General features: G+C 60.1%; 25 protein-coding genes. 13 read left to right on the forward strand and 12 right to left on the reverse strand.

Annotated elements, in window-relative coordinates; translation table 11 throughout:
- Positions 1–228 precede the first annotated feature (228 nt).
- The 5 genes from RHP74_RS05325 (at position 229) to RHP74_RS05345 (ending at position 4,112) form a co-directional block, all read left to right on the forward strand.
- Positions 229–1,623, forward strand: coding sequence for a PhoH family protein (locus tag RHP74_RS05325; RefSeq protein WP_010463104.1), 1,395 nt, complete (start codon positions 229–231; stop codon positions 1,621–1,623).
- A gap of 238 nt (positions 1,624–1,861) precedes the next feature.
- On the forward strand, positions 1,862–2,335 hold the full coding sequence (gene moaC / locus RHP74_RS05330) for a cyclic pyranopterin monophosphate synthase MoaC (protein ID WP_059406245.1): 474 nt from the start codon (positions 1,862–1,864) through the stop codon (positions 2,333–2,335).
- On the forward strand, positions 2,332–2,574 hold the full coding sequence (gene moaD / locus RHP74_RS05335) for a molybdopterin converting factor subunit 1 (RefSeq protein WP_010463101.1): 243 nt from the start codon (positions 2,332–2,334) through the stop codon (positions 2,572–2,574). The genes moaC and moaD overlap by 4 nt, the downstream gene beginning before the upstream one ends.
- Before the next feature lies 1 nt (position 2,575).
- Complete coding sequence (gene moaE, locus RHP74_RS05340; RefSeq protein WP_102593963.1) at positions 2,576–3,028, forward strand: molybdopterin synthase catalytic subunit MoaE; 453 nt, start codon at positions 2,576–2,578, stop codon at positions 3,026–3,028.
- Between the two features lie 307 nt (positions 3,029–3,335).
- Positions 3,336–4,112: an ABC transporter substrate-binding protein gene (locus RHP74_RS05345; protein ID WP_010463099.1), complete on the forward strand. Its 777-nt coding sequence runs from the start codon at positions 3,336–3,338 to the stop codon at positions 4,110–4,112.
- Positions 4,113–4,187: 75 nt separating this feature from the next.
- Here the strand turns inward: RHP74_RS05345 and RHP74_RS05350 are convergent, their stop codons facing one another.
- The 5 genes from RHP74_RS05350 to RHP74_RS05370 form a co-directional block, all read right to left on the reverse strand.
- Positions 4,188–4,814: a transcriptional regulator gene (locus tag RHP74_RS05350; protein WP_010463098.1), complete on the reverse strand. Its 627-nt coding sequence runs from the start codon at positions 4,812–4,814 to the stop codon at positions 4,188–4,190.
- A gap of 90 nt (positions 4,815–4,904) precedes the next feature.
- Entirely contained in the window at positions 4,905–6,032 is a 1,128-nt protein-coding gene (locus RHP74_RS05355; RefSeq protein WP_154911848.1) for an FAD-binding oxidoreductase, read from the reverse strand.
- A gap of 148 nt (positions 6,033–6,180) precedes the next feature.
- Positions 6,181–7,128, reverse strand: a complete 948-nt coding sequence (locus tag RHP74_RS05360; protein WP_282411477.1) for an ornithine cyclodeaminase family protein — start codon at positions 7,126–7,128, stop codon at positions 6,181–6,183.
- A 126-nt stretch (positions 7,129–7,254) separates the two neighbouring features.
- Positions 7,255–8,742 (reverse strand): ATP-dependent RNA helicase RhlB, encoded by a 1,488-nt coding sequence (rhlB, locus tag RHP74_RS05365; RefSeq protein WP_042932351.1) that lies wholly within the window; start codon positions 8,740–8,742, stop codon positions 7,255–7,257.
- Positions 8,743–8,827: 85 nt separating this feature from the next.
- Positions 8,828–9,484 (reverse strand): alpha/beta hydrolase, encoded by a 657-nt coding sequence (locus tag RHP74_RS05370; protein ID WP_311098193.1) that lies wholly within the window; start codon positions 9,482–9,484, stop codon positions 8,828–8,830.
- A gap of 468 nt (positions 9,485–9,952) precedes the next feature.
- Between RHP74_RS05370 and RHP74_RS05375 the strand changes: the two genes are divergently transcribed.
- The 6 genes from RHP74_RS05375 (at position 9,953) to RHP74_RS05400 (ending at position 16,383) form a co-directional block, all read left to right on the forward strand.
- Complete coding sequence (locus tag RHP74_RS05375) at positions 9,953–10,984, forward strand: amino acid ABC transporter substrate-binding protein (protein WP_010463093.1); 1,032 nt, start codon at positions 9,953–9,955, stop codon at positions 10,982–10,984.
- A 65-nt stretch (positions 10,985–11,049) separates the two neighbouring features.
- The gene (locus RHP74_RS05380) at positions 11,050–12,231 is read left to right on the forward strand and encodes an amino acid ABC transporter permease (protein WP_145306886.1); all 1,182 of its coding nucleotides are present in this window, start codon (positions 11,050–11,052) and stop codon (positions 12,229–12,231) included.
- 10 nt (positions 12,232–12,241) lie between these two features.
- Positions 12,242–13,339, forward strand: a complete 1,098-nt coding sequence (locus RHP74_RS05385) for an amino acid ABC transporter permease (RefSeq protein ID WP_083374957.1) — start codon at positions 12,242–12,244, stop codon at positions 13,337–13,339.
- A 10-nt stretch (positions 13,340–13,349) separates the two neighbouring features.
- A complete protein-coding gene (locus RHP74_RS05390) occupies positions 13,350–14,114 on the forward strand; it encodes an amino acid ABC transporter ATP-binding protein (protein ID WP_010463090.1) in 765 nt (254 codons plus the stop codon).
- 312 nt (positions 14,115–14,426) lie between these two features.
- Positions 14,427–15,086, forward strand: coding sequence for a FadR/GntR family transcriptional regulator (locus RHP74_RS05395; RefSeq protein WP_010463089.1), 660 nt, complete (start codon positions 14,427–14,429; stop codon positions 15,084–15,086).
- Entirely contained in the window at positions 15,076–16,383 is a 1,308-nt protein-coding gene (locus tag RHP74_RS05400) for a CynX/NimT family MFS transporter (RefSeq protein ID WP_311098199.1), read from the forward strand. Before RHP74_RS05395 ends, RHP74_RS05400 begins: the two co-directional genes overlap by 11 nt.
- Position 16,384: 1 nt before the next feature.
- Here RHP74_RS05400 and RHP74_RS05405 read toward each other — a convergent pair whose 3' ends face one another.
- The 7 genes from RHP74_RS05405 to RHP74_RS05435 form a co-directional block, all read right to left on the reverse strand.
- On the reverse strand, positions 16,385–17,035 hold the full coding sequence (locus RHP74_RS05405; RefSeq protein ID WP_311098201.1) for a DUF1120 domain-containing protein: 651 nt from the start codon (positions 17,033–17,035) through the stop codon (positions 16,385–16,387).
- A 74-nt stretch (positions 17,036–17,109) separates the two neighbouring features.
- Positions 17,110–17,730, reverse strand: a complete 621-nt coding sequence (locus tag RHP74_RS05410; protein WP_311098203.1) for a DUF1120 domain-containing protein — start codon at positions 17,728–17,730, stop codon at positions 17,110–17,112.
- A gap of 82 nt (positions 17,731–17,812) precedes the next feature.
- The gene (locus tag RHP74_RS05415; RefSeq protein ID WP_311098205.1) at positions 17,813–18,955 is read right to left on the reverse strand and encodes a DUF1120 domain-containing protein; all 1,143 of its coding nucleotides are present in this window, start codon (positions 18,953–18,955) and stop codon (positions 17,813–17,815) included.
- A 10-nt stretch (positions 18,956–18,965) separates the two neighbouring features.
- The gene (locus RHP74_RS05420; protein WP_311098206.1) at positions 18,966–21,431 is read right to left on the reverse strand and encodes a fimbria/pilus outer membrane usher protein; all 2,466 of its coding nucleotides are present in this window, start codon (positions 21,429–21,431) and stop codon (positions 18,966–18,968) included.
- A gap of 117 nt (positions 21,432–21,548) precedes the next feature.
- A complete protein-coding gene (locus RHP74_RS05425) occupies positions 21,549–22,265 on the reverse strand; it encodes a fimbria/pilus chaperone family protein (protein WP_311098207.1) in 717 nt (238 codons plus the stop codon).
- A 46-nt stretch (positions 22,266–22,311) separates the two neighbouring features.
- Positions 22,312–22,935, reverse strand: a complete 624-nt coding sequence (locus RHP74_RS05430; protein WP_010463082.1) for a DUF1120 domain-containing protein — start codon at positions 22,933–22,935, stop codon at positions 22,312–22,314.
- Between the two features lie 66 nt (positions 22,936–23,001).
- Complete coding sequence (locus tag RHP74_RS05435; protein ID WP_010463081.1) at positions 23,002–23,631, reverse strand: DUF1120 domain-containing protein; 630 nt, start codon at positions 23,629–23,631, stop codon at positions 23,002–23,004.
- Positions 23,632–23,986: 355 nt separating this feature from the next.
- On the opposite strand from RHP74_RS05435, the gene RHP74_RS05440 reads away from it, so the two are divergent.
- A complete protein-coding gene (locus RHP74_RS05440) occupies positions 23,987–24,619 on the forward strand; it encodes a response regulator transcription factor (RefSeq protein WP_077748275.1) in 633 nt (210 codons plus the stop codon).
- A gap of 102 nt (positions 24,620–24,721) precedes the next feature.
- A complete protein-coding gene (locus tag RHP74_RS05445) occupies positions 24,722–25,192 on the forward strand; it encodes a nuclear transport factor 2 family protein (RefSeq protein WP_010463079.1) in 471 nt (156 codons plus the stop codon).
- Positions 25,193–25,232 lie beyond the last annotated feature (40 nt).

Genomic DNA, 25,232 nt, shown 5'->3' on the forward strand with positions numbered 1-25,232 from the left:
GGTCACTCTGAAAAATAAACTTCAAAAAAACGTCAAAGTACTTTTTTCTGTCATGGGTTTTGGAGTATTACGAAGACAGACCGCCGAAACCTGCAACACAGGTGGCGTCTTCCAAGACCCTACTTGTTCGCAGTTCACTTGAATCCTCGCAGGTGAATTCGGTGGCCACTTCGAGGCGCAGTACTGTCACGGTATTGCGTCGAATGGCTCCCACAAAGGTGACCGAGTATGGATGATCACGGACGTAGTTCTTCCTCCAACCAGCCAATCCTTTATGTACTCGATACCAACGTATTGATTCACGATCCAAACGCCCTGCTTAATTTCGAAGAACACCACGTTGCCATCCCGATGACCGTGCTTGAGGAGCTGGACAAGCTCAAGAGCGGGCATCACAGCGTGGCCGCAGAATGCCGTCAGGCGATTCGCCTGATCGACAAGACCCTGGGCGATGCCAGCCCCGAAGACGTCGAGCTCGGTGTGCCGATCCAGCGCGGCAAGAGTGGGCCCAAGGGTTTGCTGTCAATTCTGATGAGCAAGCGTGCCGAACCGAACATCATTCTTCCCGAACACCTGAACGACAACATCATCATCAACCAGTTGATTGACCTGCACGCGCGCGAACCGAAACTGCCCGTGGTGTTGGTCACCAAAGACATCAACATGCGCCTCAAGGCCCGGGCGTGCGGGATCGCGGCCGAGGACTACAGCACCGACCAACTGGTCGATGACGTTTCGTTGCTGCCCAACGGTTACCACAACATGACCGGCTCCTTCTGGGACCGGGTGAGGAATGTCGAAACCCGTCAGGACCACGGTCGCACCTGGCATCAGGTGCAATTGATCGACAACCTGCCGGCCGTCCACATCAACGAGTTCATCATTGACGAACAGGGCTTTGTCGGCTGGATCAAGGAGATAGAGGAAGACCGGCTGCTGATCCTTGACCTGCACCAGGAACCGCTGCTGCACCAGGAAGCGTGGGGCCTTAAACCCCGTGACATCTATCAGAGCCTGGCGCTATACGCCTTGCTTGACCCGGACATCCACCTGGTCAACCTGTCGGGTGCTGCCGGCTCCGGTAAAACCATCCTGGCCCTGGCGGCGGCGATCGAGCAGACCATGGTCAGCAAGCGCTACCGCCGGATCATCGCGACGCGCAGCGTGCAGGGCCTGGACCAGGAAATCGGTTTCCTGCCCGGCACCGAAGCGGAAAAAATGGAGCCTTGGCTGGGCGCCATCACCGACAACCTTGAAGCCTTGCACATGGATGACGAAAACACCCATGGCAGCGTCGATTACATCCTCAGCAAAGTGCCGTTGCAGTTCAAATCCCTCAACTACATTCGAGGCCGCAGCTTCCAGCAGAGTCTGATCCTGATCGATGAATGCCAGAACCTGACACCGCACCAGATGAAAACCATCATCACCCGTGCCGGCGCCGGTTCCAAAGTGGTGTGCCTGGGCAACCTGGCGCAGATCGACACCCCTTACCTGTCCGCGACCAGCTCCGGATTGACATACCTGACCGAACGCTTCAAGGATTTCCCCAACGGTGTACACATCACCCTGCAAGGGGTGCCACGTTCGATTCTGGCCGAATACGCCGAAACGCATTTGTAACTACGTCACCAGAACCGGGCGGCCCCAAAAGCCGCCCGGTTTTTTTATGCCCAACACAAATTCCCTTGCAGGAGCGAGGCTTGCCCGCGAAGACGACCGCACATTCAACATCAATCTGTCTGACACGCCGCCTTCGCGGGCAAGCCTCGCTCCTGCAAGGGCCATTCATCCAATAATCAAACGTGCGGAAATTTGACCCACAGGTTTACAATCGACGCTCCTGATCAGGAGTAAACCTGTGCTGACTCATCTCGATTCCCAAGGTCGCGCCAATATGGTCGACGTCACCGAAAAAGCCGTGACGTTCCGTGAGGCAACCGCTCAAGCGCTGGTGCGCATGCTCCCCGAAACCCTGCAGATGATCGTCAGCGGCGGTCACCCCAAGGGTGATGTGTTCGCCGTGGCGCGCATCGCCGGCATTCAGGCTGCGAAGAAAACCAGCGATCTGATTCCCCTGTGCCATCCGCTGATGCTCACCGGCGTCAAGGTCGAGCTGAGTGCCGAAGGCGATGACACCGTGCGCATCGTCGCGCGCTGCAAGTTGTCCGGGCAGACAGGCGTCGAGATGGAAGCCCTGACCGCCGCCAGTGTCGCCGCGCTGACGATCTACGACATGTGCAAGGCCGTGGATCGTGGCATGACCATCGAAAGCGTGCGGCTGCTGGAAAAACTCGGTGGCAAGAGCGGCCATTTCCAGGCAGATCAACCATGAACGTCACCGTGAAGTTTTTTGCCCGCTACCGCGAAGCGCTTGGCGTGGACTCAATCAAGGTTGAAGGCGATTTCGCCACGGTCGACGACGTCCGTGCATTGCTGGCTCAGCGTGACGGTGCCGAGGTGCTGAGCGAGCAGAACTTGATGTGCGCCCGCAACGAGGACCTCTGCCAGCTCGACGAACCGGTGACTGACGGTGACGAAGTGGCGTTCTTTCCGACCGTGACCGGGGGCTGACATGGCGATTCGCGTGCAGTCCACGGCCTTCGATCCGGGTGCTGAAGTCAATGCCATGCACGCCGCCAATGTCGGCGTCGGGGCGGTGGTGAGTTTTGTCGGCTATGTGCGCGACTTCAATGACGGGCTCGATGTGTCCGGGATGTTTCTCGAGCACTATCCGGGCATGACCGAAAAAGCCCTCGGCAAAATCGCCCTGGAGGCTGAACAGCGCTGGCCGCTGCTCAAGCTTGAAGTGCTGCACCGGATCGGCGCCCTTGAACCGGGCGAACCGATCGTCTTCGTCGGCGCCGCCAGCGCCCATCGCCAGGCGGCGTTCGACGCCTGCGCCTTTGTCATGGACTACCTGAAAACCCGTGCGCCGTTCTGGAAGAAGGAAAACACCCGAGACGGACCGCGTTGGGTGGAAGGGCGTGACAGCGATCATGCGGCGGCGGATCGCTGGAAGCAGTGATTCCTGCGGTGTCTGCCAGTATGCCTTCGCGGGCAAGCCTCGCTCCTACAGGTTTTGTGTCGTGCGCACATTTTGTGAACAACACAAAACCTGTAGGAGCGAGGCTTGCCCGCGAAGAGGCCATCAGCAACACCAAAAATCCCAATGACCCTCGCCCGACCACCGGCCGGCACATCTCCATTCTCCCCAATTGACGGCTAATACATAAAAGTCCAGTATGGAATTATAAGTACAAAAAAGGCGTTTCCCCGTTTCCAGCTCTTTCTTCTGTCTTGCCAAACCAACAACAACCCGCGAGAGAACGAACATGAAGAAATTCCCCCTCATCACCGGTCTGGCGTTGAGCCTGTTCGCGTGCAGCACGCTGTTCGCCGCTGAAAAAACCCTGCGCATCGGCATCGAAGCCGCTTATCCGCCCTTCGCGTCGAAAACCGACAAGGGCGAGATCGTCGGTTTCGACTACGACATCGGCAATGCCCTGTGTGCGCAAATGAAGGTCAAGTGCGTGTGGGTCGAAGGCGAGTTCGACGGTCTGATTCCTTCCCTGAAAGTGAAGAAAATCGACATGGCGCTGTCGTCTATGACCATCAACGAAGACCGCAAGAAGTCGGTGGATTTCTCCCACAAGTACTACTTCACTTCATCGCGTCTGGTGATGAAGGAAGGCGCGTCCGTGGATGACCAATACGCCAGCCTCAAGGGCAAGACCGTTGGTGTGCAGCGTGCCACCACCACCGACCGTTACGCCACCGAGGTGTTTGAGCCGAAGGGCATCAACGTCAAACGCTACGGCAACAACGAAGAAATCTACATGGACCTGGCAGCCGGTCGCCTCGACGCCATTTTTGCCGACACCATCCCGTTGAGTGACTTCCTGGCGATGCCGCGTGGCAAGGGCTATGCCTTTGTCGGGCCGGAGTTGAAGGATCCGAAGTACGTGGGCGAGGGTGCCGGGATTGCGGTGCGCAAGGGCAACACCGAGCTGGTGAGCCAGTTGAATACTGCCATTGATGGCATTCGTGCGAGTGGCGAGTATCAGAAGATTTCCGAGAAGTACTTCAAGGCTGACATCTACGGCGATTGATCAACCGCATCGCAGGAACGCCGCCGGGCGGCGTTCCTGCGATGGCGTCAGATCAGGCAACAAACACCTCAGGGCTCAGCCCTTCAATTCCTTCAAATGCTTGTAAACAGTCGCCCGCCCCATGTTCAGCACATTGGCCACATAGTTCGAAGCGCTTTTGCCCTTGAAGGCCCCTTCGGCGTGCAACGCCAGCACCAGTTCACGTTTGTGGTCGCGCGTCAGCAGGTTCAGGCTCAGCTGGCGTTCGCGCAGCCAGGCGTGCAGGAAAGTATTGATGCGCTCCTGCCAGTCATCGCGAAACAGAGAGTCCGGCTGCGGAATCAGTTTGCTTGGTGACAGGAACAGGTCGAGCGCGGCCTTGGCATTTTCGAACAGCGAGATGTTCAGGTTGATGCACAGCACCGCCAGTGGGTGGCCATCGCTGTCGCGCAAGACACTGCTCAGGCTGCGAATCTTCTGGCCATCCCAATTGAGCTTTTCGTAGGGCCCGATGTTCCGTTCGCTGACATCGTCGCTGAGCATGTCCTCGAGTGCCGCGTCATCGCCCACTTCCCGCTTGGACAGATTGTTGGCGATGTAATCGATTTTTTGCGTGCGCAGATCGTGCAGCACCACCTCGGCATGAGGGAAGAACAACGTAGCGATCGCATCGGCGATCGCCCGGTAGTTGTCCATGGCCGGGTCTTTTTCAGGTGCGTTCATACGGTGGAACTCCAGGCAGCGTCAGCGCCCTGCAAAAAGGGCGCTGGAAGTTTGCCGCAATCGGGTCGACACGTCACCTGAGGACGAAAATCAACCCAGGCGGGCAGGGGAGAGCATCTCGGCGTCCAGGCCGAAACGGCTGAGCTGTTCGGGCAAGGCTTCACCGCGTACCAGCGCTGCGCTGGCCTGGCCCATGGCAGGTGATGTCTGGATGCCGTAGCCGCCTTGCGCCGCGACCCAGAACAGCCCTGGCACATGTTGATCGAAGCCGCAGATCAGGTCTCCGTCCGTTACGAAGCTGCGCAGACCGGCCCAGGTGCGGGTCGGACGGCGGATGGTCAGCGTGGTGGCTTCTTCTATCTGGTAGATGCCCATCGCGATGTCCAGCTCTTCGGGCTGCACGTCATGCGGCTCCACCGGGTCGGCGTTGGCTGGCGAGCCGAGGAACATTCCGGCGTCGGGTTTCATGTAGAACGATTCGTCGAGGCTGACCAGCATCGGCCAATGGTGGATGTCCACGCCCTCGGGGCCGGCGAAGATGAACGCCGCGCGCCGCTTCGGTTGCAGGCCCAACGACTTGGCGCCAGCCAGCTCGCCGATCTTGTCGGCCCACGCGCCTGCCGCGTTGATGATGATCGGTGCGCTGAAAGTCTGGTTGTTGGTTTGAACCTGCCACATGCCTTCTGCATTGCGGGTCAGGCTCAGCACTTCGCTGTCGGTGTGGACTTCGCCTTTATTGCGACGGATACCGCGCAAGTAACCCTGGTGCAGGGCATCGGTGTCGATGTCGCTGGCAGTCGGGTCGTAGATCGCACCATGGACTTTTTCACGGCGCAGGATCGGCAGGCGCGCGCAGGCTTCGTCGGCACTGAGCAGTTGCATTTCCGCCACCGTGGCCTTGGCGCTCAGGTATTGATTGTTCAGCTCGGCCGGGTCGCCGGTGAAGTCCACGGTCATCTCGCCACGCGGGGTCAGCAGCGGGTGTTCGCAGAAACCGACTGGCGGGGCGTCGAAGAATTCGCGGCTGGCCTGGGTCAGCGCGCGAACCTGCGGTGTGCCATACGCGGCGGTGTAGAGCGCAGCGGAGCGTCCGGTGGAGTGATAAGCCGGATGGGATTCGCGTTCGAGCACAATCACCCGAGCATGCTGCGACAGCCAGAAACCGGTGGAAGCGCCGGCAATCCCGCCGCCGATGATGATGAAATCTGCCTGGCTCATGAACGTCTCCTGTCGAGCGCAAATGCCGAAATTGTGGAAGTCCCCTGTGGGAGCGAGCTTGCTCGCGATAGCGTTGGGTCAGTCGATACCAATGTTGACTGATTAACCGCTATCGCGAGCAGGCTCGCTCCCACAGGGGATTTTGGTGTCAGGGTTGTAGGCGGTAGATGGCATTGGCCAGTGCGATGTCTTCCAGGCCCAGGCCGATCGAACGAAAGAACACATGACGGTCGTAGTCGGGACGCGGGACCTTTTCGCTGAGCAAATCAGGCAGGTCGCCGACAATCAAGCACTTGTCCCAGCCATGTTGTTCCCCCGCAATCAGCATTTCGCCCGCCGAGCCCGGGGTAGTCAGACGATAGTCGCAGAACACCTGCATGTCATTGAGGCTCTGCGGCGGGACTTCATGGGCGCGCGGGGCGTTGGTGCTGATGGAGGTGATCAGCGCCGGTTTGCTCAGGTTCGAGGGATCGATCACCGGGCCGGCGGACGAGGTGCACAGCATGATCACGTCGGCATCTTCAATCGCCGCTTCGCGACTGTCGGCGATGGTCAGGCGTGGATCGAGGCGTTTCAGCTGTGCCAGCGTTTCAGGGTTCTTATCGCTCAGGCTCGGGGAATAGAGGCTGATGCTTTGCCAGTCACGCAGATCTTTAACGTAATGCAGATGCGCCTGAGCCACCTTGCCGCTGCCGATAATCGCCAGGCGCTGCACCTTCAGCGGAGCGAGGGCATCGACGGCGACGGCGGTGGTCGCGGCCGTGCGTGCGGTGGTCAGTTCGCCGGCATCGCACAGCAGTAACGGTTGGCCGGTCTGCATCGACATCAACAATGTCCAGGCCGTCACCAGCGGACCTTGTTCGCGCACGATGTACGGCGAAGTCTTGACCCCGTAGACGCCATCTTCAGCCAGCACGCCCAGATAGTTGATGAAGTCGCCGGCACCCTGAGGGAATTCCACCAGCTGTTGCGCCGGTTGCACCGCTTGCCCGGCCGCCAGGTCGCGAAACAGCTTGCGCAGGATCTGCGGCACGTCGACCTGCGCCAGCAGTTCGCGGGCCTGGGGTTGGGTGATCACATAAGGCGTACTGGACATGGTCGGCTCCGGGCGCTGAAAGTAAACTAATTTGTCCATTATGGACTTTTAGTTGTATCGAGCAACAACGGGACGAAAAAAAAGCGCAGTCCGTTTCCGGCTGCGCCTCTTTCAGCAAGGGCCGAGTTACGGGCGCTTACGCTCAACCGCCCGCAGTAGATGCGTCGGCGGTGTTTCACAGCTGATTTTCCGACCCAGCAATGCCTCGATGGACGGTAGCTGGTAGGAGTCATCTTCACCGGCGAAGCTGATGGACACGCCCTCCGCGCCAGCACGACCGGTACGGCCGATGCGGTGCACGTAGTCGTCCGGGACTTCCGGCAGGGTGAAGTTGATCACGTGGCTGATGCCGTCGATGTGGATGCCGCGACCGGCCACATCAGTGGCGACCAGCACGCGGATCTTGCCTTCGCGGAAACCTTCCAGGGTCTTGATGCGCTTGTGCTGCGGCACGTCGCCGGACAGTTGCGCGGCGTTGACGCCGTCACGCACCAGGCGCTCTTCAATGCGCCGCACTTCATCCTTGCGGTTGGCAAACACCATCACCCGCTCCCAGCCGTTGTCGTTGACCAGGTTGTAGAGCAGTTTGTATTTGTCGGCACCGGCGACGGCGTAGATGTGTTGCTCGACGTTTTCGCTGGCCACGTTCTGCGATTCGATCTCGACGATCGACGGGTCGGTGGTCCATTGCTTGGCGAGATTCATCACGTCTTCGGTGAAGGTTGCGGAGAACAGCAGCGTCTGACGTTCGTTCTTCGGCGGCGTCTGGCGAATGATCTGGCGCACTTGCGGGATGAAACCCATGTCGAGCATGCGGTCGGCTTCGTCCAGCACCATGACTTCGACCATGTCCAGATGCACGTCACCGCGCTGGTTGAAGTCGAGCAGGCGGCCCGGGGTGGCCACGAGGATGTCGCAGTGACGGGCTTCGAGGTGCTTGAGCTGCTTGTCGAAGTCCATGCCGCCGACAAACGTCATGACGTTGAGGCCGGTGTACTTGGTCAGGTCGGCGGCGTCCTTGGCGATCTGCACCACCAGCTCGCGGGTCGGCGCGATGATCAGCGCCCGCGGTTCACCCATGTAGCGTTCCTTGGGTGGCGGGGTTTCCAGCAGTTGCGTGATGATCGAAATCAGGAACGCGGCGGTTTTGCCGGTGCCGGTCTGGGCGCGACCGATGGCGTCTTTGCCAGCGAGGGTGAAGCCCAGCACTTGCGCCTGGATCGGCGTGCAGTACGGGAAGCCCAGGTCCTGGATGGCGTGCATCAATTCCGGGGCGAGTTTGAAATCGTGGAAACGGGTTTTGCCTTCCTGGGGTTCAACGGCGAAGTCTTCGAGTTTCCAGGGAATGACCGGCGCTTTCGGTTTCGGTTCGCGACGCGGTTTTGCCGGTTTCGGCGATTCGCTGCGCGGTGGCTCTGCGGCGACAATCTCGACAGGGGGGGCGGCCGGTGTGGTCACAGGCTCGTGTTTCGGTGCCGCTACGGTTGCGGTCCGGCCAGGCTGATTACCGTCGGTGCGGTGGCTGGGGATATGAGACGGAGCGCTGGGAACTGGCGCGAGCTGCTCAGTCTCGCTTTTACCGAACATTTTCTTGAGTGCTTTGAGCACGGTCATCTCATCAATTGGTTAAGGAATATACGCCGGCCAGTGTAATGCAAGAATCGGGCGCGGCGTAGTGGGATGGATCAATGGGTAGCTTTTAGCGTAAACGCTCGGCCAGCCAGACGCCGATGTCGCGAATTTCTTCGGGTAACACTTCGTGGCCCATTGGGTATTCCTGCCATGTCACGGTGACACCATGCTGCATTAAAAACTCGTAGGCGGTGCGGCCCATCGAGTTTTGAACGACGTCATCGTACTGGCCATGCAACGACAGCACGGGAATGCGTTGCTGGCTGGCCGAAAGCTCCATTTCATCGCTGAAGGTCGGTGCGTAAGTCGAGAGGGCAAGTACGCCACCCAGCGGCCCCTGCCACTTCAGGAAAGCGGTGTGCAAGACCACGGCGCCACCTTGGGAAAAACCTGCCAGAAAGATACGCGAGGCGTCTATTCCGCTGGCGCGCTGCTCTTCAATCAAATCAAAGACTCGCTGCGCCGACGTTTCCAGTTGCTCACGACTGATCGCGCGCGCCGGGCTCATGGCCAATATGTCGTACCAGCTTGGCATCTCGTAACCGCCGTTGATGGTCACGGCGCGGGTCGGTGCCTGGGGCAGAACGAAGCGGGTGGTCAGCAGGGTTTCCTGCAAGGCTTCGGCAACCGGCAGAAAGTCGTAGCGGTCGGCGCCCAGGCCGTGCAGCCATATAACGCAGGCGTCTGCGGGCTTTACGGGTTGAAGAATCAAGGGCTCGGTCATGGCTGCTCCAATTTTGTGCGTGCGCTCTCATTAAGTGCGTGATGTGAGTGCGCGTCGGGTTGATCCGTTAAGAAGATGTCGCAAGGTTACAAGTTTTGCTATTGACCTGTCCCTTAACCGCATCGGCAAGCGGTCTGGTACGGGCTTTGCTATGTGAAAGCGGTGCAACCAATCTCGCGCCTTGCGGTAACACTATCAGTGTACTGCTGGCAGCGGGATAGCAAAGAATCCGGTGATGGATGTTCGCCAGTGGCCGCTACGGGCTTCGCGAACGTGAAAGGGCTGCAGCCCGTTCGGCCGATTGGTGAGAAGTGAGTTGTCCATGATGTGGATTTTCTCTTACTAGACTCATAGCTAAGGTCTTTACGTCGGTTGACCCCAAAAAAAGCCAACACGGGTCGACTACGCCTCATAAGGGTGCGACTGGACTCACGCTCCGACACAACAAGAGCAAAACTGGAGGTTTGAATGAAGATGTTGAAATCCACCCTGGCCATCGTGACTGCAGCTGCAGTGCTCGGTGTCAGCGGGTTCGCTCAGGCGGGTGCAACCCTGGATGCAGTGCAGAAGAAAGGTTTCGTACAGTGCGGTGTCAGTGACGGTCTGCCGGGTTTCTCGGTTCCGGACTCCACTGGCAAGATCATCGGTATCGATGCTGACTTCTGCCGCGCTGTGGCCGCTGCCGTTTTCGGCGATGCGACCAAGGTCAAGTTCAGCCAGTTGAACGCCAAAGAGCGCTTCACCGCGCTGCAGTCCGGCGAAATTGACATTCTGTCGCGCAACACCACCATGACCAGCTCCCGTGACGCGGGCATGGGCCTGAAGTTCCCAGGCTTCATCACCTACTACGACGGCATTGGCTTCCTGGTAAATAGCAAGCTGGGCGTCAAGAGTGCCAAAGAGCTCGACGGTGCGACCATCTGCATCCAGGCTGGTACCACCACTGAGCTGAACGTTTCCGACTACTTCCGCGGCAACGGTCTGAAATACACCCCGATCACCTTCGACACCTCCGATGAAAGCGCCAAGTCGCTGGAATCCGGTCGTTGCGACGTACTGACCTCGGACAAGTCCCAACTGTTCGCTCAGCGCAGCAAGCTGGCTTCGCCGAAGGACTACGTGGTTCTGCCGGAAACCATTTCCAAGGAACCGCTGGGCCCGGTCGTGCGTAACGGCGACGACGAGTGGCTGGCCATTGTTCGCTGGGTAGGCTACGCCATGCTCAACGCTGAAGAGGCTGGTGTCACTTCGAAGAACGTCGAAGCCGAAGCCAAGTCCACCAAGAATCCGGACGTCGCACGTATGCTGGGTACCGACGGTGAATACGGCAAAGACTTGAAAGTGAAGAAGGACTGGGTCGTCCAGATCGTCAAGCAAGTGGGTAACTATGGCGAAGTGTTCGAGAAAAACCTCGGCAAAGGCACTCCGCTGGAAATCGACCGCGGGCTGAACGCCTTGTGGAACGCTGGCGGCATTCAATACGCACCACCAGTGCGCTGATGGTTCTATCACCCGGTGGGCCAACCACCGGGTGATGTTCTGTTCCATTACATCCGGGGCACTTCATGCAAAATTCAATCGGCGCACCAAAGCAGAGGCTCAGCCTCAGCGATCCCAAAGTGCGTGCGTGGCTATTTCAGATCATCACCATTGTGGCGGTGGTCTCCATGGGCTGGTATCTGTTCGATAACACCCAGACCAACTTGCAACACCGGGGCATTACTTCCGGCTTCAGCTTTCTGGAGCGCAGTGCCGGTTTCGGCATCGCTCAAACCCTGATCGACTACACCGAATCGGACAGCTATGCCCGAGTGTTTGTCATCGGCCTGCTCAATACCCTGCTGGTGACCTTCATCGGGGTCATCCTGGCGACGCTCCTCGGTTTCATCGTCGGCGTTTCACGCCTGTCGAAGAACTGGATCATTGCCAAGCTGGCGACTGTTTATGTGGAAGTCTTCCGCAACATTCCGCCGCTGCTGCAAATCCTGTTCTGGTACTTCGCGGTGTTCCTGACCATGCCAGGGCCACGCAACAGCCATAACTTCGGCGACACCTTCTTCGTCAGCAGCCGCGGCCTGAACATGCCGGCAGCGTTGACGGCGGATGGTTTCTGGCCGTTTGTGGTCAGCATCGTCGTGGCCATTGTCGCCATCGTGCTGATGAGCCGCTGGGCGACCAAACGCTTCGAAGCGACCGGCGTACCGTTCCATAAATTCTGGGTCGGCCTGGCGCTGTTCCTGGTGATCCCGGCGCTGTGCGCATTGATCTTCGGCGCGCCAGTGCACTGGGAAATGCCGAAGCTGCAAGGTTTCAACTTCGTCGATGGCTGGGTGCTGATCCCGGAACTGCTGGCGCTGACCCTGGCCCTGACCGTGTACACCGCGGCGTTCATCGCCGAGATCGTGCGTTCGGGTATCAAGTCGGTCAGCCACGGCCAGACCGAAGCGGCGCACTCGTTGGGCCTGCGCAACGGTCCGACCCTGCGCAAGGTGATCATCCCGCAAGCCATGCGCGTGATCATTCCACCGCTGACCAGCCAATACCTGAACCTGGCGAAGAACTCCTCGCTGGCGGCCGGTATCGGTTATCCGGAAATGGTGTCCTTGTTTGCCGGTACGGTGCTGAACCAGACCGGGCAGGCGATCGAGGTGATTGCCATCACCATGAGCGTGTACCTGGCGATCAGTATCAGCATTTCCCTGCTGATGAACTGGTACAACAAGCGCATTGCGCTGATCGAGCGGTAAGGAAAAGCGCATGAGTACTCATACTTTCAAACCCGACATGCCACCACCGAGCAAAGTCTTCGGGCCGATGGCGTGGATGCGCGCGAACATGTTCTCCAGCTGGCTGAACACCGCGCTGACCCTGTTCGCGTTCTACCTGATTTACCTGGTGGTGCCGCCGATCCTGCATTGGGCGATCCTGGACGCCAACTGGGTCGGCACGTCCCAGGCCGACTGCACCAAGGAAGGCGCCTGCTGGGTGTTCATCCAGCAGCGCTTCGGCCAGTTCATGTACGGCTATTACCCGCCGGTACTGCGTTGGCGCGTAGACCTGACCGTGTGGCTGGCAGTCATCGGCGTGGCACCGTTGTTCATCTCGCGCTTCCCGCGTAAAGCGGTTTACGGCCTGAGCTTCCTGGTGCTGTACCCGATCATTGCCTGGTGCCTGTTGCATGGCGGCGTTTTCGGCCTGACCCAGGTGGCGACCAGCCAATGGGGCGGCCTGATGCTGACCCTGGTGATCGCCACCGTCGGTATTGCCGGTGCGTTGCCGCTGGGGATCGTGCTGGCGCTGGGCCGTCGTTCGAACATGCCGGCGATTCGAGTGGTCTGCGTGACCTTCATCGAATTCTGGCGCGGCGTGCCGTTGATTACGGTGCTGTTCATGTCCTCGGTGATGCTGCCGTTGTTCCTGCCTGAAGGCATGAACTTCGACAAACTTCTGCGGGCGCTGATCGGCGTGATCCTGTTCCAGTCGGCCTATGTTGCCGAAGTGGTGCGTGGCGGTCTGCAAGCGATTCCCAAAGGTCAGTACGAAGCAGCCGCAGCGATGGGCCTCGGTTACTGGCGCAGCATGGGGCTGGTGATTCTGCCGCAAGCCCTGAAGTTGGTTATTCCTGGCATCGTCAACACCTTCATTGCGCTGTTCAAGGACACCAGCCTGGTGATCATCATCGGCCTGTTCGACCTGCTCAACAGCGTCAAACAAGCTGCCGCCGACCCGAAATGGTTGGGCATGGCCACCGAAGGCTATGTGTTCGCGGCCCTGGTGTTCTGGATTTTCTGTTTCGGTATGTCGCGCTATTCCATGCATCTGGAACGCAAGCTCGACACTGGCCACAAGCGTTAGGAGTTCTGTAATGAGCGAAGCAATCAAAAAGCCTGTGAGCCCTGAAGGCATTATTCAGATGCAGGGCGTGAACAAGTGGTACGGCCAGTTCCACGTGCTGAAAGATATCAACCTGAACGTCAAGCAGGGCGAGCGAATCGTCCTGTGCGGCCCGTCGGGTTCCGGCAAGTCGACCACCATCCGCTGCCTCAACCGTCTGGAAGAACACCAGCAGGGGCGCATCGTGGTCGATGGCGTGGAATTGACCAACGACCTCAAGCAGATCGAAACGGTCCGTCGTGAAGTCGGCATGGTGTTCCAGCACTTCAACCTGTTCCCGCACCTGACCATCCTGCAGAACTGCACGCTGGCACCGATGTGGGTGCGCAAGATGCCCAAGCGCCAGGCCGAAGAAATCGCCATGCATTACCTGGAGCGCGTCCGCATTCCGGAACAGGCGCATAAATTCCCGGGACAACTGTCCGGTGGTCAGCAGCAGCGTGTGGCGATTGCCCGTGCTTTGTGCATGAAACCGAAAATCATGCTGTTCGACGAACCGACTTCGGCACTCGACCCGGAAATGGTGAAAGAGGTGCTCGACACCATGATCGGCCTCGCCGAAGACGGCATGACCATGCTCTGCGTGACACACGAAATGGGCTTCGCCCGCACCGTGGCCAATCGTGTGATCTTCATGGACAAGGGTGAAATCGTCGAGCAGGCTGCGCCGAACGACTTCTTCGACAACCCGCAGAACGATCGGACGAAGATGTTCCTGAGCCAGATCCTGCATTGATCGGCACTTGGCAGTGAAATAAACCCGGACAGTGTTCCGGGTTTATTTTTGTCTGCGGTTTGCAGTCAGGATGCGAGCGCGGAGGGGGGGGATCGATCGAGGTCCACCAATAAACGTTGCAAGTCTGCACCCTCTTGAAGTATTTGCACGTCGCCCAGTAATTCTGGATGCCGATCAAGCAAAGGGTAATTCTTACTAATCGAAAATCCCGCTTCCTCTCCTGCCCTTTGAACTTGGGCGGTTGCCGTCCTACGCATAGCTGACTAACATGTCAGAAAATTCATCCTATGATTGGATGAAAGGGCGAATCCTATGTCAGACATTTCTCCACTCGTTAAGCGATCCCTGGTCGACCAGGCCCTGGATCAACTGCGCCAACGCATCAACGCTGGCGCCTGGCAGGTCGGCCAGCGTTTACCCACAGAGCCAGAGCTGTCCGCCGAGTTGGGCATCAGCCGCAACACCGTGCGCGAAGCCATGCGTGTATTGGCGTTTTCCGGTTTGATCGAAATCCGTCAGGGCGACGGCAGCTATTTGCGGGCGGTGATCGATCCACTGGACACCATGAAAGCCTTGTCGCGCTGCTCCCATGAACAGGCCCGCGAGACCCGGCACATCCTTGAAGTCGAAGCCATCGGTCTCGCTGCTCTGCGCCGAACGGATGAGGATCTGGTGGCCTTGCGCGAAGCGCTGGGCGTCAGCGGCAGTCACTACCACGGCGATCTCGACAGCTACATTGCCTGCGATCTGGTGTTCCACCGCCGTCTGGTGGACGCCGCGCACAACCCGACCCTCAGCGAGCTGTATCGCTATTTCTCCAGCATCGTCGGCGCGCATTTGCGCCAGACCCTGAACATCACCCCGCGACGCCAAGAGGTGTTCGACCTGCATATCGAACTGCTTGATGCCGTCGAGCAACGCGACCCGGAACGGGCCAAAGCCCTGTCGAGGCAGTTGATCAATGAACCTTGAAACCGAGAACTCCATGTCGAGCCGTAACAGCAACATCACTCAACCCAAGCGCACGGCAGAACTCGAAGAGCTGCTGATCGACGCCGAGGCCGATGACGAAGAGGTCCAGCAGCGTCATCCCGTCCTGCGTCGTCCATGGCTGTTGCTGCTGGGTCTGATCCTGGTGGCGCTGAACCTGCGTCCGGCGTTGTCGAGCATGGCGCCGATGCTCAGCGAAGTGTCGAAGACCCTCGGCCTGTCGGCGGCCCAGGCCGGGTTGCTGACGACGTTGCCGGTGCTCTGTCTCGGCTTGTTTGCTCCGCTGGCGCCCTTGCTGGCGCGACGTTTTGGCGCCGAGCGCGTGGTGTTGGGCATTCTGTTGATGCTGGCCGGCGGAATCATCCTGCGCAGTTCCTTCGGTGAGATCGGCCTGTTCGCCGGCAGTGTGCTGGGCGGCGCGAGCATCGGTGTGATTGGCGTTTTGTTACCGGGCATCGTCAAGCGCGACTTCCCGAAACAGGCCGGCACCATGACCGGCGTGTACACCATGGCCCTGTGTCTGGGCGCGGCGATGGCGGCGGGGGCGACCGTGCCGCTGAGCGAGCATTTCGATAACAGCTGGGCCTTGGGCCTCGGCTTCTGGGTAGTGCCTGCGCTGGTCGCGGCGGTTTTCTGGTTGCCGCAAGTGGGGCAGAAACACGGCGCACATAACGTCGCGTATCGGGTTCGCGGCCTATTGCGTGATCCGCTGGCCTGGCAAGTCACGTTGTATATGGGCCTGCAATCATCCCTGGCGTACATCGTCTTTGGCTGGTTGCCCTCGATCCTGATCGGTCGCGGCCTGACCCCGACCCTGGCCGGTCTGGTGCTCTCGGGTTCGGTGATCGTCCAGTTGGCCAGTTCTCTGGCGGCGCCCTGGCTGGCGACGCGCGGCAAGGATCAGCGGCTGGCGATTGTGGTGGTCATGCTGCTGACCCTCGGCGGCCTGTTCGGCTGTCTCTATGCACCGATCGAAGGCCTGTGGGGCTGGGCGATCCTGCTCGGCCTGGGGCAGGGCGGTGCATTCAGTCTCGCATTGACCCTGATCGTGCTGCGCTCGCGCGATGCTCATGTGGCGGCCAACCTGTCGAGCATGGCCCAGGGCTTCGGTTACACCCTGGCGTCGATGGGGCCGTTCGCGGTCGGGATCGTGCATGACTGGACGGGCGGCTGGACCGCGTTGGGCTGGATCTTTGGCGTGATCGGCCTCGGCGCCATCGTTGCCGGCCTCGGCGCCGGGCGTTCGCTGTACGTTCAGGTCGTCAGCGAAAAGGTCTGAACTACAGGTAAACAACGTCCAGGGTCGCCGAGCCGTCGAGTTGCACTTCGGCACTCAGGTCCAGTTCGGAGGTGGGCGCGATGACCGTTTCGACCGTCACCCGGCTGGTCAGGTTGCGGATGGCTATCGGGCCGGCGCTGCTGCCTGCGCTGTCGGTAAAGCCGAGATAGCTTCGGGAGCCCATCGGGATGGGCTGGCTGTTCGACGGGCTCCAGGCTTTGCCCCCCGTGGTCGAGTCGGTTCGATAGACCTGCGTCAGGTCGTCCACCACCGTGCTGGCAGGATCGAAGTTCAGCGAATACAAGCCGATTTTATTGTGGCTGTGGTCGTGGTTCAGGCCGTAGTAAATCTCGCTGTTGACGATGGCCGAGCCGTCGCGGTTGTCGCGCATCAGCAGAGCAAAACGCGTGAGCGCATTGCACTGAATGTTGAGGTCGAGTGTCTGGTCGCGCAGTCGAGTGCGTTTGTCGACGTTCAGGTCTTGCCGGGAGATTTTTCCGTAATCGACGAGGCCGCTGTTGGACAGCATCGGGGTGCAGGCAAGTGGGGTGATGAGGCCTGTGACCCTCAGGTCTGTCGATGAGGAGGCCAAGGTGAGCGGCGACGTCAGGACGAAGATCGCCATCGTCAGCGCGTGTGGAGTCTTTTTCATGGGACAGGTTTCGCTGTGTGTGGTGAGCGGAATCAGTCCTTGCCCGAAGCAGGACCTCGGGCAAGATGCACGGCTTACAGGTACTTCATTTCAAATGTGGCTGAACCGTCGATAGTGACATCGTCGGTTAAGGTGAGGCTATCGGCGCGGGCAATGAAGGTGTAGATCATCAGTTCCATCGTGAGGTCTTTCACGGAGATTGGCGTGAGAGTGCCGACAGCGCTTACCGATGTGAGGTTATCCTTCAGGATCTGATAGATGCGCATCCAACTCGCACCGTTATCAGTTGATCTGATCGAGTGCACAGGTTGTCCGTCCGCAAGCGCGCTTTGGATCGATGGCGTGAAATAACCTATTTTTTCGTTATGGCTGGTCAGGCCCAATCCGAAATACAGGTTGGACGATGATGTTCCGGCTTTGTTATCAATACCGTTAAGTGCAAATGGCGTTGACGCGTCACACGCGACCGTCAGCTGTATCGGATGACTGCCTACTATCGTGTCACTTGTCAGGTTGAGGTCTTTTGCCTGCACCTGGCCGACGTCGACCGTTCCTCCATCGGACAACGAAGGAGTGCAAGCTCTCGGCGTGATGAGACCTGTGACAGTCAGGTCAATGCTCGAAGCCGCCACTGCATAAGGCGCAACGCCAATCAGTGCGGTGGCGGAGAGTGCTGCAAAGTACTTTTTGATCATTATTTGCTCACTTCTAGGGTTGTGTCCTGACTGCCCCGGGCCGCTCAAGTGCGCCGCGAAACCAGCAGGATCGGGCTGGGTGTTACAGGTAAATAATCTCGATCGTCCCCGCGCCATCGAGCTCGATGGCTCGGCTCACATCCAGGCTTTGGGTGGGGGCGATAACGGCGTCGACGGTCACGGTGGTGCTGAGGTTCTGGATCAGCACCGGGCCGGCACTGCTGCCGTCGTTGTCGGTGAACGCCAGGTAACGGCTTTTGCCGATAGCGATCGGGTTGGCGCTGCCGGTGTTCCAGGCTGTGCCGGCGATGCTGGAGTGGGTTTGATAAAGGCGGGCGAAGCCGTCGGCATTGGCGTCGGCCGGGTCGACGCGCAGTGAAAAACGGCCAATCCTGTTGCCGCTGCCGTCCTTGCCCAGGCCGTAGTCGATCTCGCTGTCGAGCATCGCCGAGCCTGAGCGGTTGTCGTGCATGATCAAGGCGAAGGACGTCGGCGCGTCGCAGCCGACCCTCAGCGTCAACGACTTGGGCGGCAGGCGTGTGTCCTGGTCTGCGTGCAGGTCTTTTTTCGACAGGGTGCCGAAGTCGACCACGCCGCCGTTGGACAGCACCGGCTCGCAGGCCGCCGGAGCGAAGCGGGCGCGCAAGGTCGCCTCGCGGGTGCGTCCGGCGGCGACGGCGTCGAACACCCCGAAGGCTTCCCAGGTCACCGCGTCACGCACCTGCATGCCTTGCTCTTGAGCCCAGGCCGTCAGCTGAAGCTGCGCCGAGAAACTGCGTCCTTGCACCGCCACGCCGGCCTGCACCGGGACGATCCCGTGCTCCGGTCGCCAGATCAGGCTCGACGCCATTTCTGCCGGCGGCTGACCGACGCCGGCAATCAACCCGATCTCGACCGATTGGCCATCGAGCACGGCATCGCGAATACGCATCTGATAGCTGCCGCGTTCGGCAAAGTGAAAGCGTTCGGCGGTCGCGGCCATCGCCCGGTAGAACAGGCTCATGTCGATGGGCTGCGCACAGCTCAAGGTCAGGCTGAGCTGGCGTTCACCGAGGTTGCGCTCCGGTGCGGCATCAGGCCGTATCGCCCGGTTCATCAGCCCGTAATCGAGCACCGGCTGGCTCAGGTTGAACTGGCAGTCGTCCATGGACGCCGAGGCCACTGGCGTGAATCCACTCAGTGCCAGGAGCGCGAGGGTCAATAGCAGAAAGCGCAACAGGTTCATGAAGTCATCCTCAGAGGGCTCGGCACTTGGCGGGGGCGGTTTCGTAGTACGCGTCGGCGTCGGCGTCGGTGGGCAGCTCGAAGCGCAGTTCGCAGCGCTCCAGCTCCGGCGCGCTGATCCACAACGCACGGCGGTCGAGCGCGTTGGGCAAGAAGACCAGGCCGCCGTCCTGCACCAGGGTCACGAACTCGCCATCCTCGGTGTTCACGGAGGCACCGCGCGGCAGGGGCGCGCCGTTGGCGGTGGTGGCCTTGAGTAAGGCCCGGCGGGTCATCGTGATGCCGAATTCAACGTTGTCGACGGCGCCGCGACCGGCCGAAATCACCGCCAGCCCGTTGTGAATGTCGGCGTTGCGCGGCAGGGTTTTGGTGTCGACTTCCACCGGGCTTTTGCCATAAGCCGTCACTTGCGGGATCACCGCCTGACCTTGCCAGTCGGTCCACACCGGACCGCTGGGCGTCGACACTTTGATGGAGCCCATGTCACCGACCGACAGCAACGCAAAGGTGTCGCTCACCGGGTATGGCGACAGCGTCACGCCACCGCCATGCAGTACGGCGCCACCGCGAGCGCTGGCCTGATAGCTGGAGCGCTCGGCATCGGCGCGGGTGTAGTTGAGATCGAGCTGGGTGTAGCGCGGCAGCAGCGACACGCCGGCCGTGGATTGCACCTGTTTGTCGCGCGTGTCGTGTTCGACGCCAACCCGGTAACCCAGCTGATCGTTGACCCGTTCACTCAAGCCCACGCCGCTGCGGTATTCGCCGGCGGAACGGCGTACCCAGCTGCGTGCCCGGCGGTTCTCGCCCAGGGGAATGCTGAGGTTCAGGTAGACGCTGTCATCGTTGCCGTTCGAACCGCTGAGCTGCCATTCGGCGGTCGCCGAGACGGATACGCCCGCGATGCTGGTGCCCCAGGATGCGAGGGCGCGGCTGCTGCTTTGGCCGTCGAACGAACTGGACCGGCTGAAGCCGCTGCTGAAGGCGCCGAGCCATGGATGCGACCATGACAGGGCCGCGCTTTGCTGATCGCGGTAACGTGACTGGCTGTTGTCGGACGTGTTGGCGAACACCGCCTCCTCCAGTTCCCGGTAGCCCAGGGTTCGGTAAGAACTGCCGGCACTGAGCGCCCACTGCTCGTTCAACCGATGCGAGACGCTCAGGTCGGCTTGAAGCCCCTGGCTGGCGTGTCTGCCGCTGGCGTCCGCGCCGGTCAGCGTGGCTTGCACCTGAGTGAACGGCGAGGGCAACAGGCCGACGCTGGCACCCGCCGCGCGATAGTCGGCGGCGCCGGTGAGGCCGGCGCTGAGCAATAGTTGCGGGGCGAGCGCACCGCTCCAGCCGCCGCTGATGACCCAGGGATCGCCTCCCTGAGCGTCACCGACACTGCGCACCTGACCGGCGCCCAGCGAATAACCGGGCGCTGGCAAACTGACCCCCAACATCGCGGCCGGCACGGTAAAACGGCGCTCGCTGCCATCGGTCTCCTTGATCGTGACTTCCACGTCGGAACGCGTGTTGAGCCGCCGCACGTTGGTGAGCACGAACGGGCCGGCGGGTACCACCGTGGAATGGATCAGCGAACCGTTTTGCCGGACCTCGACCTGGGCCTGACTGTTGGCGATCCCTTCAATGACCGCGCTTTGCCCTTCGACCTGCAGGGCTTGTTCATTCAGCACTTGCACGCCGGTGATCTGCGCACCGGCGAGCACCGGGTTGTAGAGGTTGATCTGGCCCGCCTGCAACACCGCTTCCTGGCTGGCGAAAGTCCGCTGGGCGTAGGCCGCAATATGAGTCGTTGTGGACACGTCGTCCTGCCAGGTCTGCACCTGGCGGCTGCGCACGATCCAGTCACCGGCATTGAAGCCGAGTTCGGTGTTGGCTGAGGCGTAGCGGCTGGTGCTGTCGCCGGAACGGCTGTGCAAACCGGTGACGTCGTAGTTGATCAAGCCGGCGACACCACCGGTTTGATAGCCGGAAAAATCCCGGGCAGTGGGGCGTATCGCATCGGTGGGCACGATCAGCGACAGGGCCAGGCCAGCGGGGTCCGGTTCGATGACGGTCTGCGGCGCGCGGCCTAGAAAGTCGTGGCATGGGCCATCGTCCAGCGTAAGCGCGGGCACCGTAAGGTTCGCCGCATCGAGCAGCGTGCGATCGAAGCACAACGCCCCTTCGCGATCGAACGTGACGTCGACCCGGCCATGACGCTGGCCGTTGACGGTGAGCGTGACCGGGTGGCGGCCGGCCGTGAACTGCGGCGCCTGCATCAGCAGCGTCGCCAGCGCCGGATCGATGCCGCGCTGCCGTAACGTGTCTTTGTCGAACGACGCTGGCATCGACACCTCACCGTAGGCATCGAGCATCATCAGCGCGTTGCTCAGCAGCACCGCCAATATGGTTCGCTGCCATGGATGAGGGCGAGCGCCGTCGCGAATAACGGGCACGGCTTCGCCATCACGGTAATTCGATACTGTGTTCATCAGGATCACTTGGGTTATTGCGGCGTGCGGTTACAGGCACGCCTGTGGCAACGGCCAAGGGGCCGTCGCCTTGAAACATGGGCGCTCATCGTTCCTTGATGACGCCGTCAGGGTGGTTCAGGACTGGATGGGCGCCTCGTAATGCGGCACGGCAAAGCCGTAGACCGTCGCCGGTTGAAAACGCACCTGCGTGGCGACGCCTTCGGGCACCTTGATGCTGATGTGCTCACCGGGCAGCACGTAGGTTTTCGGCAGCATCGCGTTGCCCGCGGCCGGTAACAATTGCACTTCCTGGCCCAGACGCACCACGTAAGGCGTGTCGTTGCGCACGGTCAGTTGACCGTCTTTCAGCGACCATTGCAGGTCGGTCCACGGCGTGCGATTGGGCGCCAGGCCTTTGGGGTGCAGGATCACCGGCAAGTTCTGGCGCACCGTCACGCCGACTCGGGCCTGACCTGCCTCGGCAGGCGCTTTGCCTTGGGGGATGCCTTCGAAGATCACCCGCTTCAAGCGCTGAGTGAGCAGCGGTTTGTCCGTTTGCAGAATGAACCGCACCAATTGGGTTTTGCCCGCTTCGACGCGCGCCAGGGGGGGTGTCACGAACACCAGCGATTCGCTGTCTTCGGCAATGTCTTCGAGGGTGACGTGCATCAACGCCAGGTTGGCATCGGTGTTGGTCACCGACACGGACGCTTCGCCGTCAGCCTCGTTGACGATCACCACCGAAGTGTTCGGCACCATGCCGTCGGCCTGGGCGTGTGCGGTCAGCAGCAGGGCGAATGCGCCGATGCCCGAATGGAACAGATGACGGGTGACACTGGAAAACATCGTCATGACGTGTCTCGTTGAATGGTTTTAAAAAGGAGCCTGGATTACCGGCCTATCGATAATTCAGCTGCACGGTGACATGCCCGTCGATGGGGATTTCGTCGGTCAGCGTCAGGTCGTTCGCGCGAACGATGGTGGTAAACGCCGTGAGCCGCGCGCGCAAATTCTTGATGGCGATCGGTGTACCCAGGTCGTTCAACGCCGCGAACGCGGTCCGGCCGGCGTGTCCCAGGTAGGAAGACACTCGCCAGGAGGCACCGTCGTTCAAGGACATGATGGTTTTCACCGCCGCGCCATCGGCCACCGTATCGAACAGGCCGAACGCAACACTGCCCAGGTTTTGGTCGTCGTTGACGACGCCCAGCCCGTGACTGTTAGGGTGAAAGACGGAAGAGCCTTCGCGATTGTCGATCGTCGTCAGGGTAAACCGCGTGGCGGCATCACAATTCACCTCCAGATACAGCGTGCCGTTTTCCAGGGCCGTGGGCTGGTCAGGTCTCAGATCTTTCACCGTCACTTTGCCGTGGTCGACGATGCCGCCGCCGGACAGGCTGGGCGTGCAGGCGCCGGGTGTAATCAGGCCGGTAACGCTCAGCTCGGTGCTGCTGGCGGCCAGGGCTGCGGGGGCACAGATGAGCAACAGGGGCGCCAATCGAGCGAGGGAGCATCTTTCCATGATGGTTCGTCCTTTGAGTGAGCGGGCATTGCCGTGGGCCGGGCGTTGCTCGTTGATGACGGAGGGTTACAGGTACTTGATCTGTAGGGTTGCGGAGCCGTCGAGCGTCACTTCGTCGGTCAGGGTCAGGCCGTTGGTGGGGGCGATGCCGGTACGCACATACAGATCAAGGCTCAATTCCTTCATCGCGATGGGAGCAATGACGGTCCCCTGAGCACCGACACTCCAGATGTTGTTGACCCCCCAGAATGCTGTCGACCCTTCCTTAAGCCAGGTCTTGCCGCCATCAGTGGAGAGAATGGCTTGAGCTTGGGTGGCGTCCGCCATCACATTGCGCGGAGCAACGCGAAAGTGGCCCAGCTTTTCGTGGGTATTGATCAGCCCCAGACCAAAGTAATTGCCCGACGTGCCTGTGCCTGCACGGTTATCAATCGGGCTGATCGCAAACGGCGTAGCCGCATCGCAGTTCACTGTCATTTGCATGATTATTTCAGGCAAGTAAGTGTGCTTGTCGGGATTGAGGTCTTGTACGGAAAACTTGCCGTGATCGGCAATACCGCCGCCGGCCAGTGCTGGTGTGCATGCATTTGGCGTGATCAGACCCTTCACGGTCAGGTCCGTGCTGGAGGCGGCAATAACGGACGATGCGCCAGTCAGCAGCAAAGTAGCCGTCAGGAGGGTTATGTATTTGTTCATGCGTCGACGCTTCCTTGATGAAAGATGATTGAGGAGTTTGCCCGGAGCGGGCAGGGCGCAATCTATCGGTCGAGGTCGCCGGACGAAATGCAACTAATACGAAAAAGGCGGGGCGAGTGTATGAAAGGTCAGGGCGGGCTACAGGTCGTCATCGTTCGACCTGTTGTCTGTAGTCTTTTGGTGTGAGCTGCGTAGCTTTAAAACGTAGGGCGGTTCCTTTTGTTTTATCAGAGAAAGGACAGGGGCCCGGATCCGTTGAGGACGGTGGTTGAGCGGTCGAGATTGGTCGTTGTGGTCGGAATAGGACGGCGTTACTTTTCGCGTATTCCAGTCACCACACAGGATAAATCCGACAATGCGCGTAATTATTGCTGACGACCATCCTGTCGTCCGCATCGGGTTACGGATGCTCATCGATCTAAGCCGGACGTGTGTGATCGTGGGTGAGGCCGATGGCCCGGACAGCCTGTTGAGCCTGCTCTCGACCACGCCGTGCGATCTGTTGATCACTGACTTCTCCATGCCGGGCAACCAACAGGCCGACGGACTGAAGATGCTGAGCACGGTTCGACGTCACTACGCTTCGACGCCGATCATTCTGGTCACCATGTTTGCCAACGTTGCGACGCTCAGGGTGGCATTCGCGCAAGGCGTGATGGCGATCGTGGCCAAGGATGCCTCGGCGACGGAGCTCCCTCTGGCAATCAAATCAGTGGGTGAAGGGCGGCGTTTCATCAGCGAGTCCTTGCGTACCGCGCTCGCTCAGGCAGACGTCGAGGCTCATTCGCATTCCCCTTCGCTGTCGGCCAAAGAACATGAAGTGGTGAGAATGCTCGCCAGCGGCATGACCGTCAGTGAGATCGCGAGCTATTTCAAACGCAGTGTGTCGACCATCAGTAAACAAAAAAGCATGGCCATGCAGCGGCTGGGCATTTCCACGGATGTGGATCTCTTCGCTTATGCCCGGGACAACGGCATGGTGCACTAGGCGACAGCGCACCCCAGGGTATTCCCGCCACGAATGCCGATAGTGTTCCGCGCATTTGTTGACTATCGTGCAGGCAATCCTTTAAACGTCCGGAGCCTGCCCATGAGTGATGCCAACCGCGCATTGATCACCCAGTTCTACCAAGCCTTCCAGCGGCTGGATGCCGAGGCCATGAGCGCCTGCTATACCGATGATGTGCTGTTCAGCGATCCGGCATTCGGCGAATTGCGCGGACGCGATGCCGGGGACATGTGGCGCATGCTCACGACTCGGGCGAAGGATTTTTCCCTGACGTTCGACAACGTTCGCGCCGAGGACCGTACGGGCGGCGCGCATTGGGTCGCGACCTATCTGTTCAGCCAGACCGGCAACACGGTGGTCAATGATATTCAGGCGCAGTTCGTGTTTCGTGACGGCAAGATCTGCGAGCACCATGACAGCTTCGATATGTGGGCCTGGTCGCGCCAGGCGCTGGGTTTCAAAGGCCTGCTGCTGGGCTGGACTCCGGCGGTAAGAAATGCCGTTCGCGCTCAGGCGTTGAAGGGGCTGAAGGCATTCCAGGCCAGTCGCTGATAAGATCGCGGCTTGTTTCCTTTCAAGCCTTGATCGTGAC

The organism is Pseudomonas sp. SG20052, from assembly GCF_031766055.1.
Taxonomy (GTDB): Bacteria; Pseudomonadota; Gammaproteobacteria; order Pseudomonadales; family Pseudomonadaceae; genus Aquipseudomonas; species Aquipseudomonas mandelii.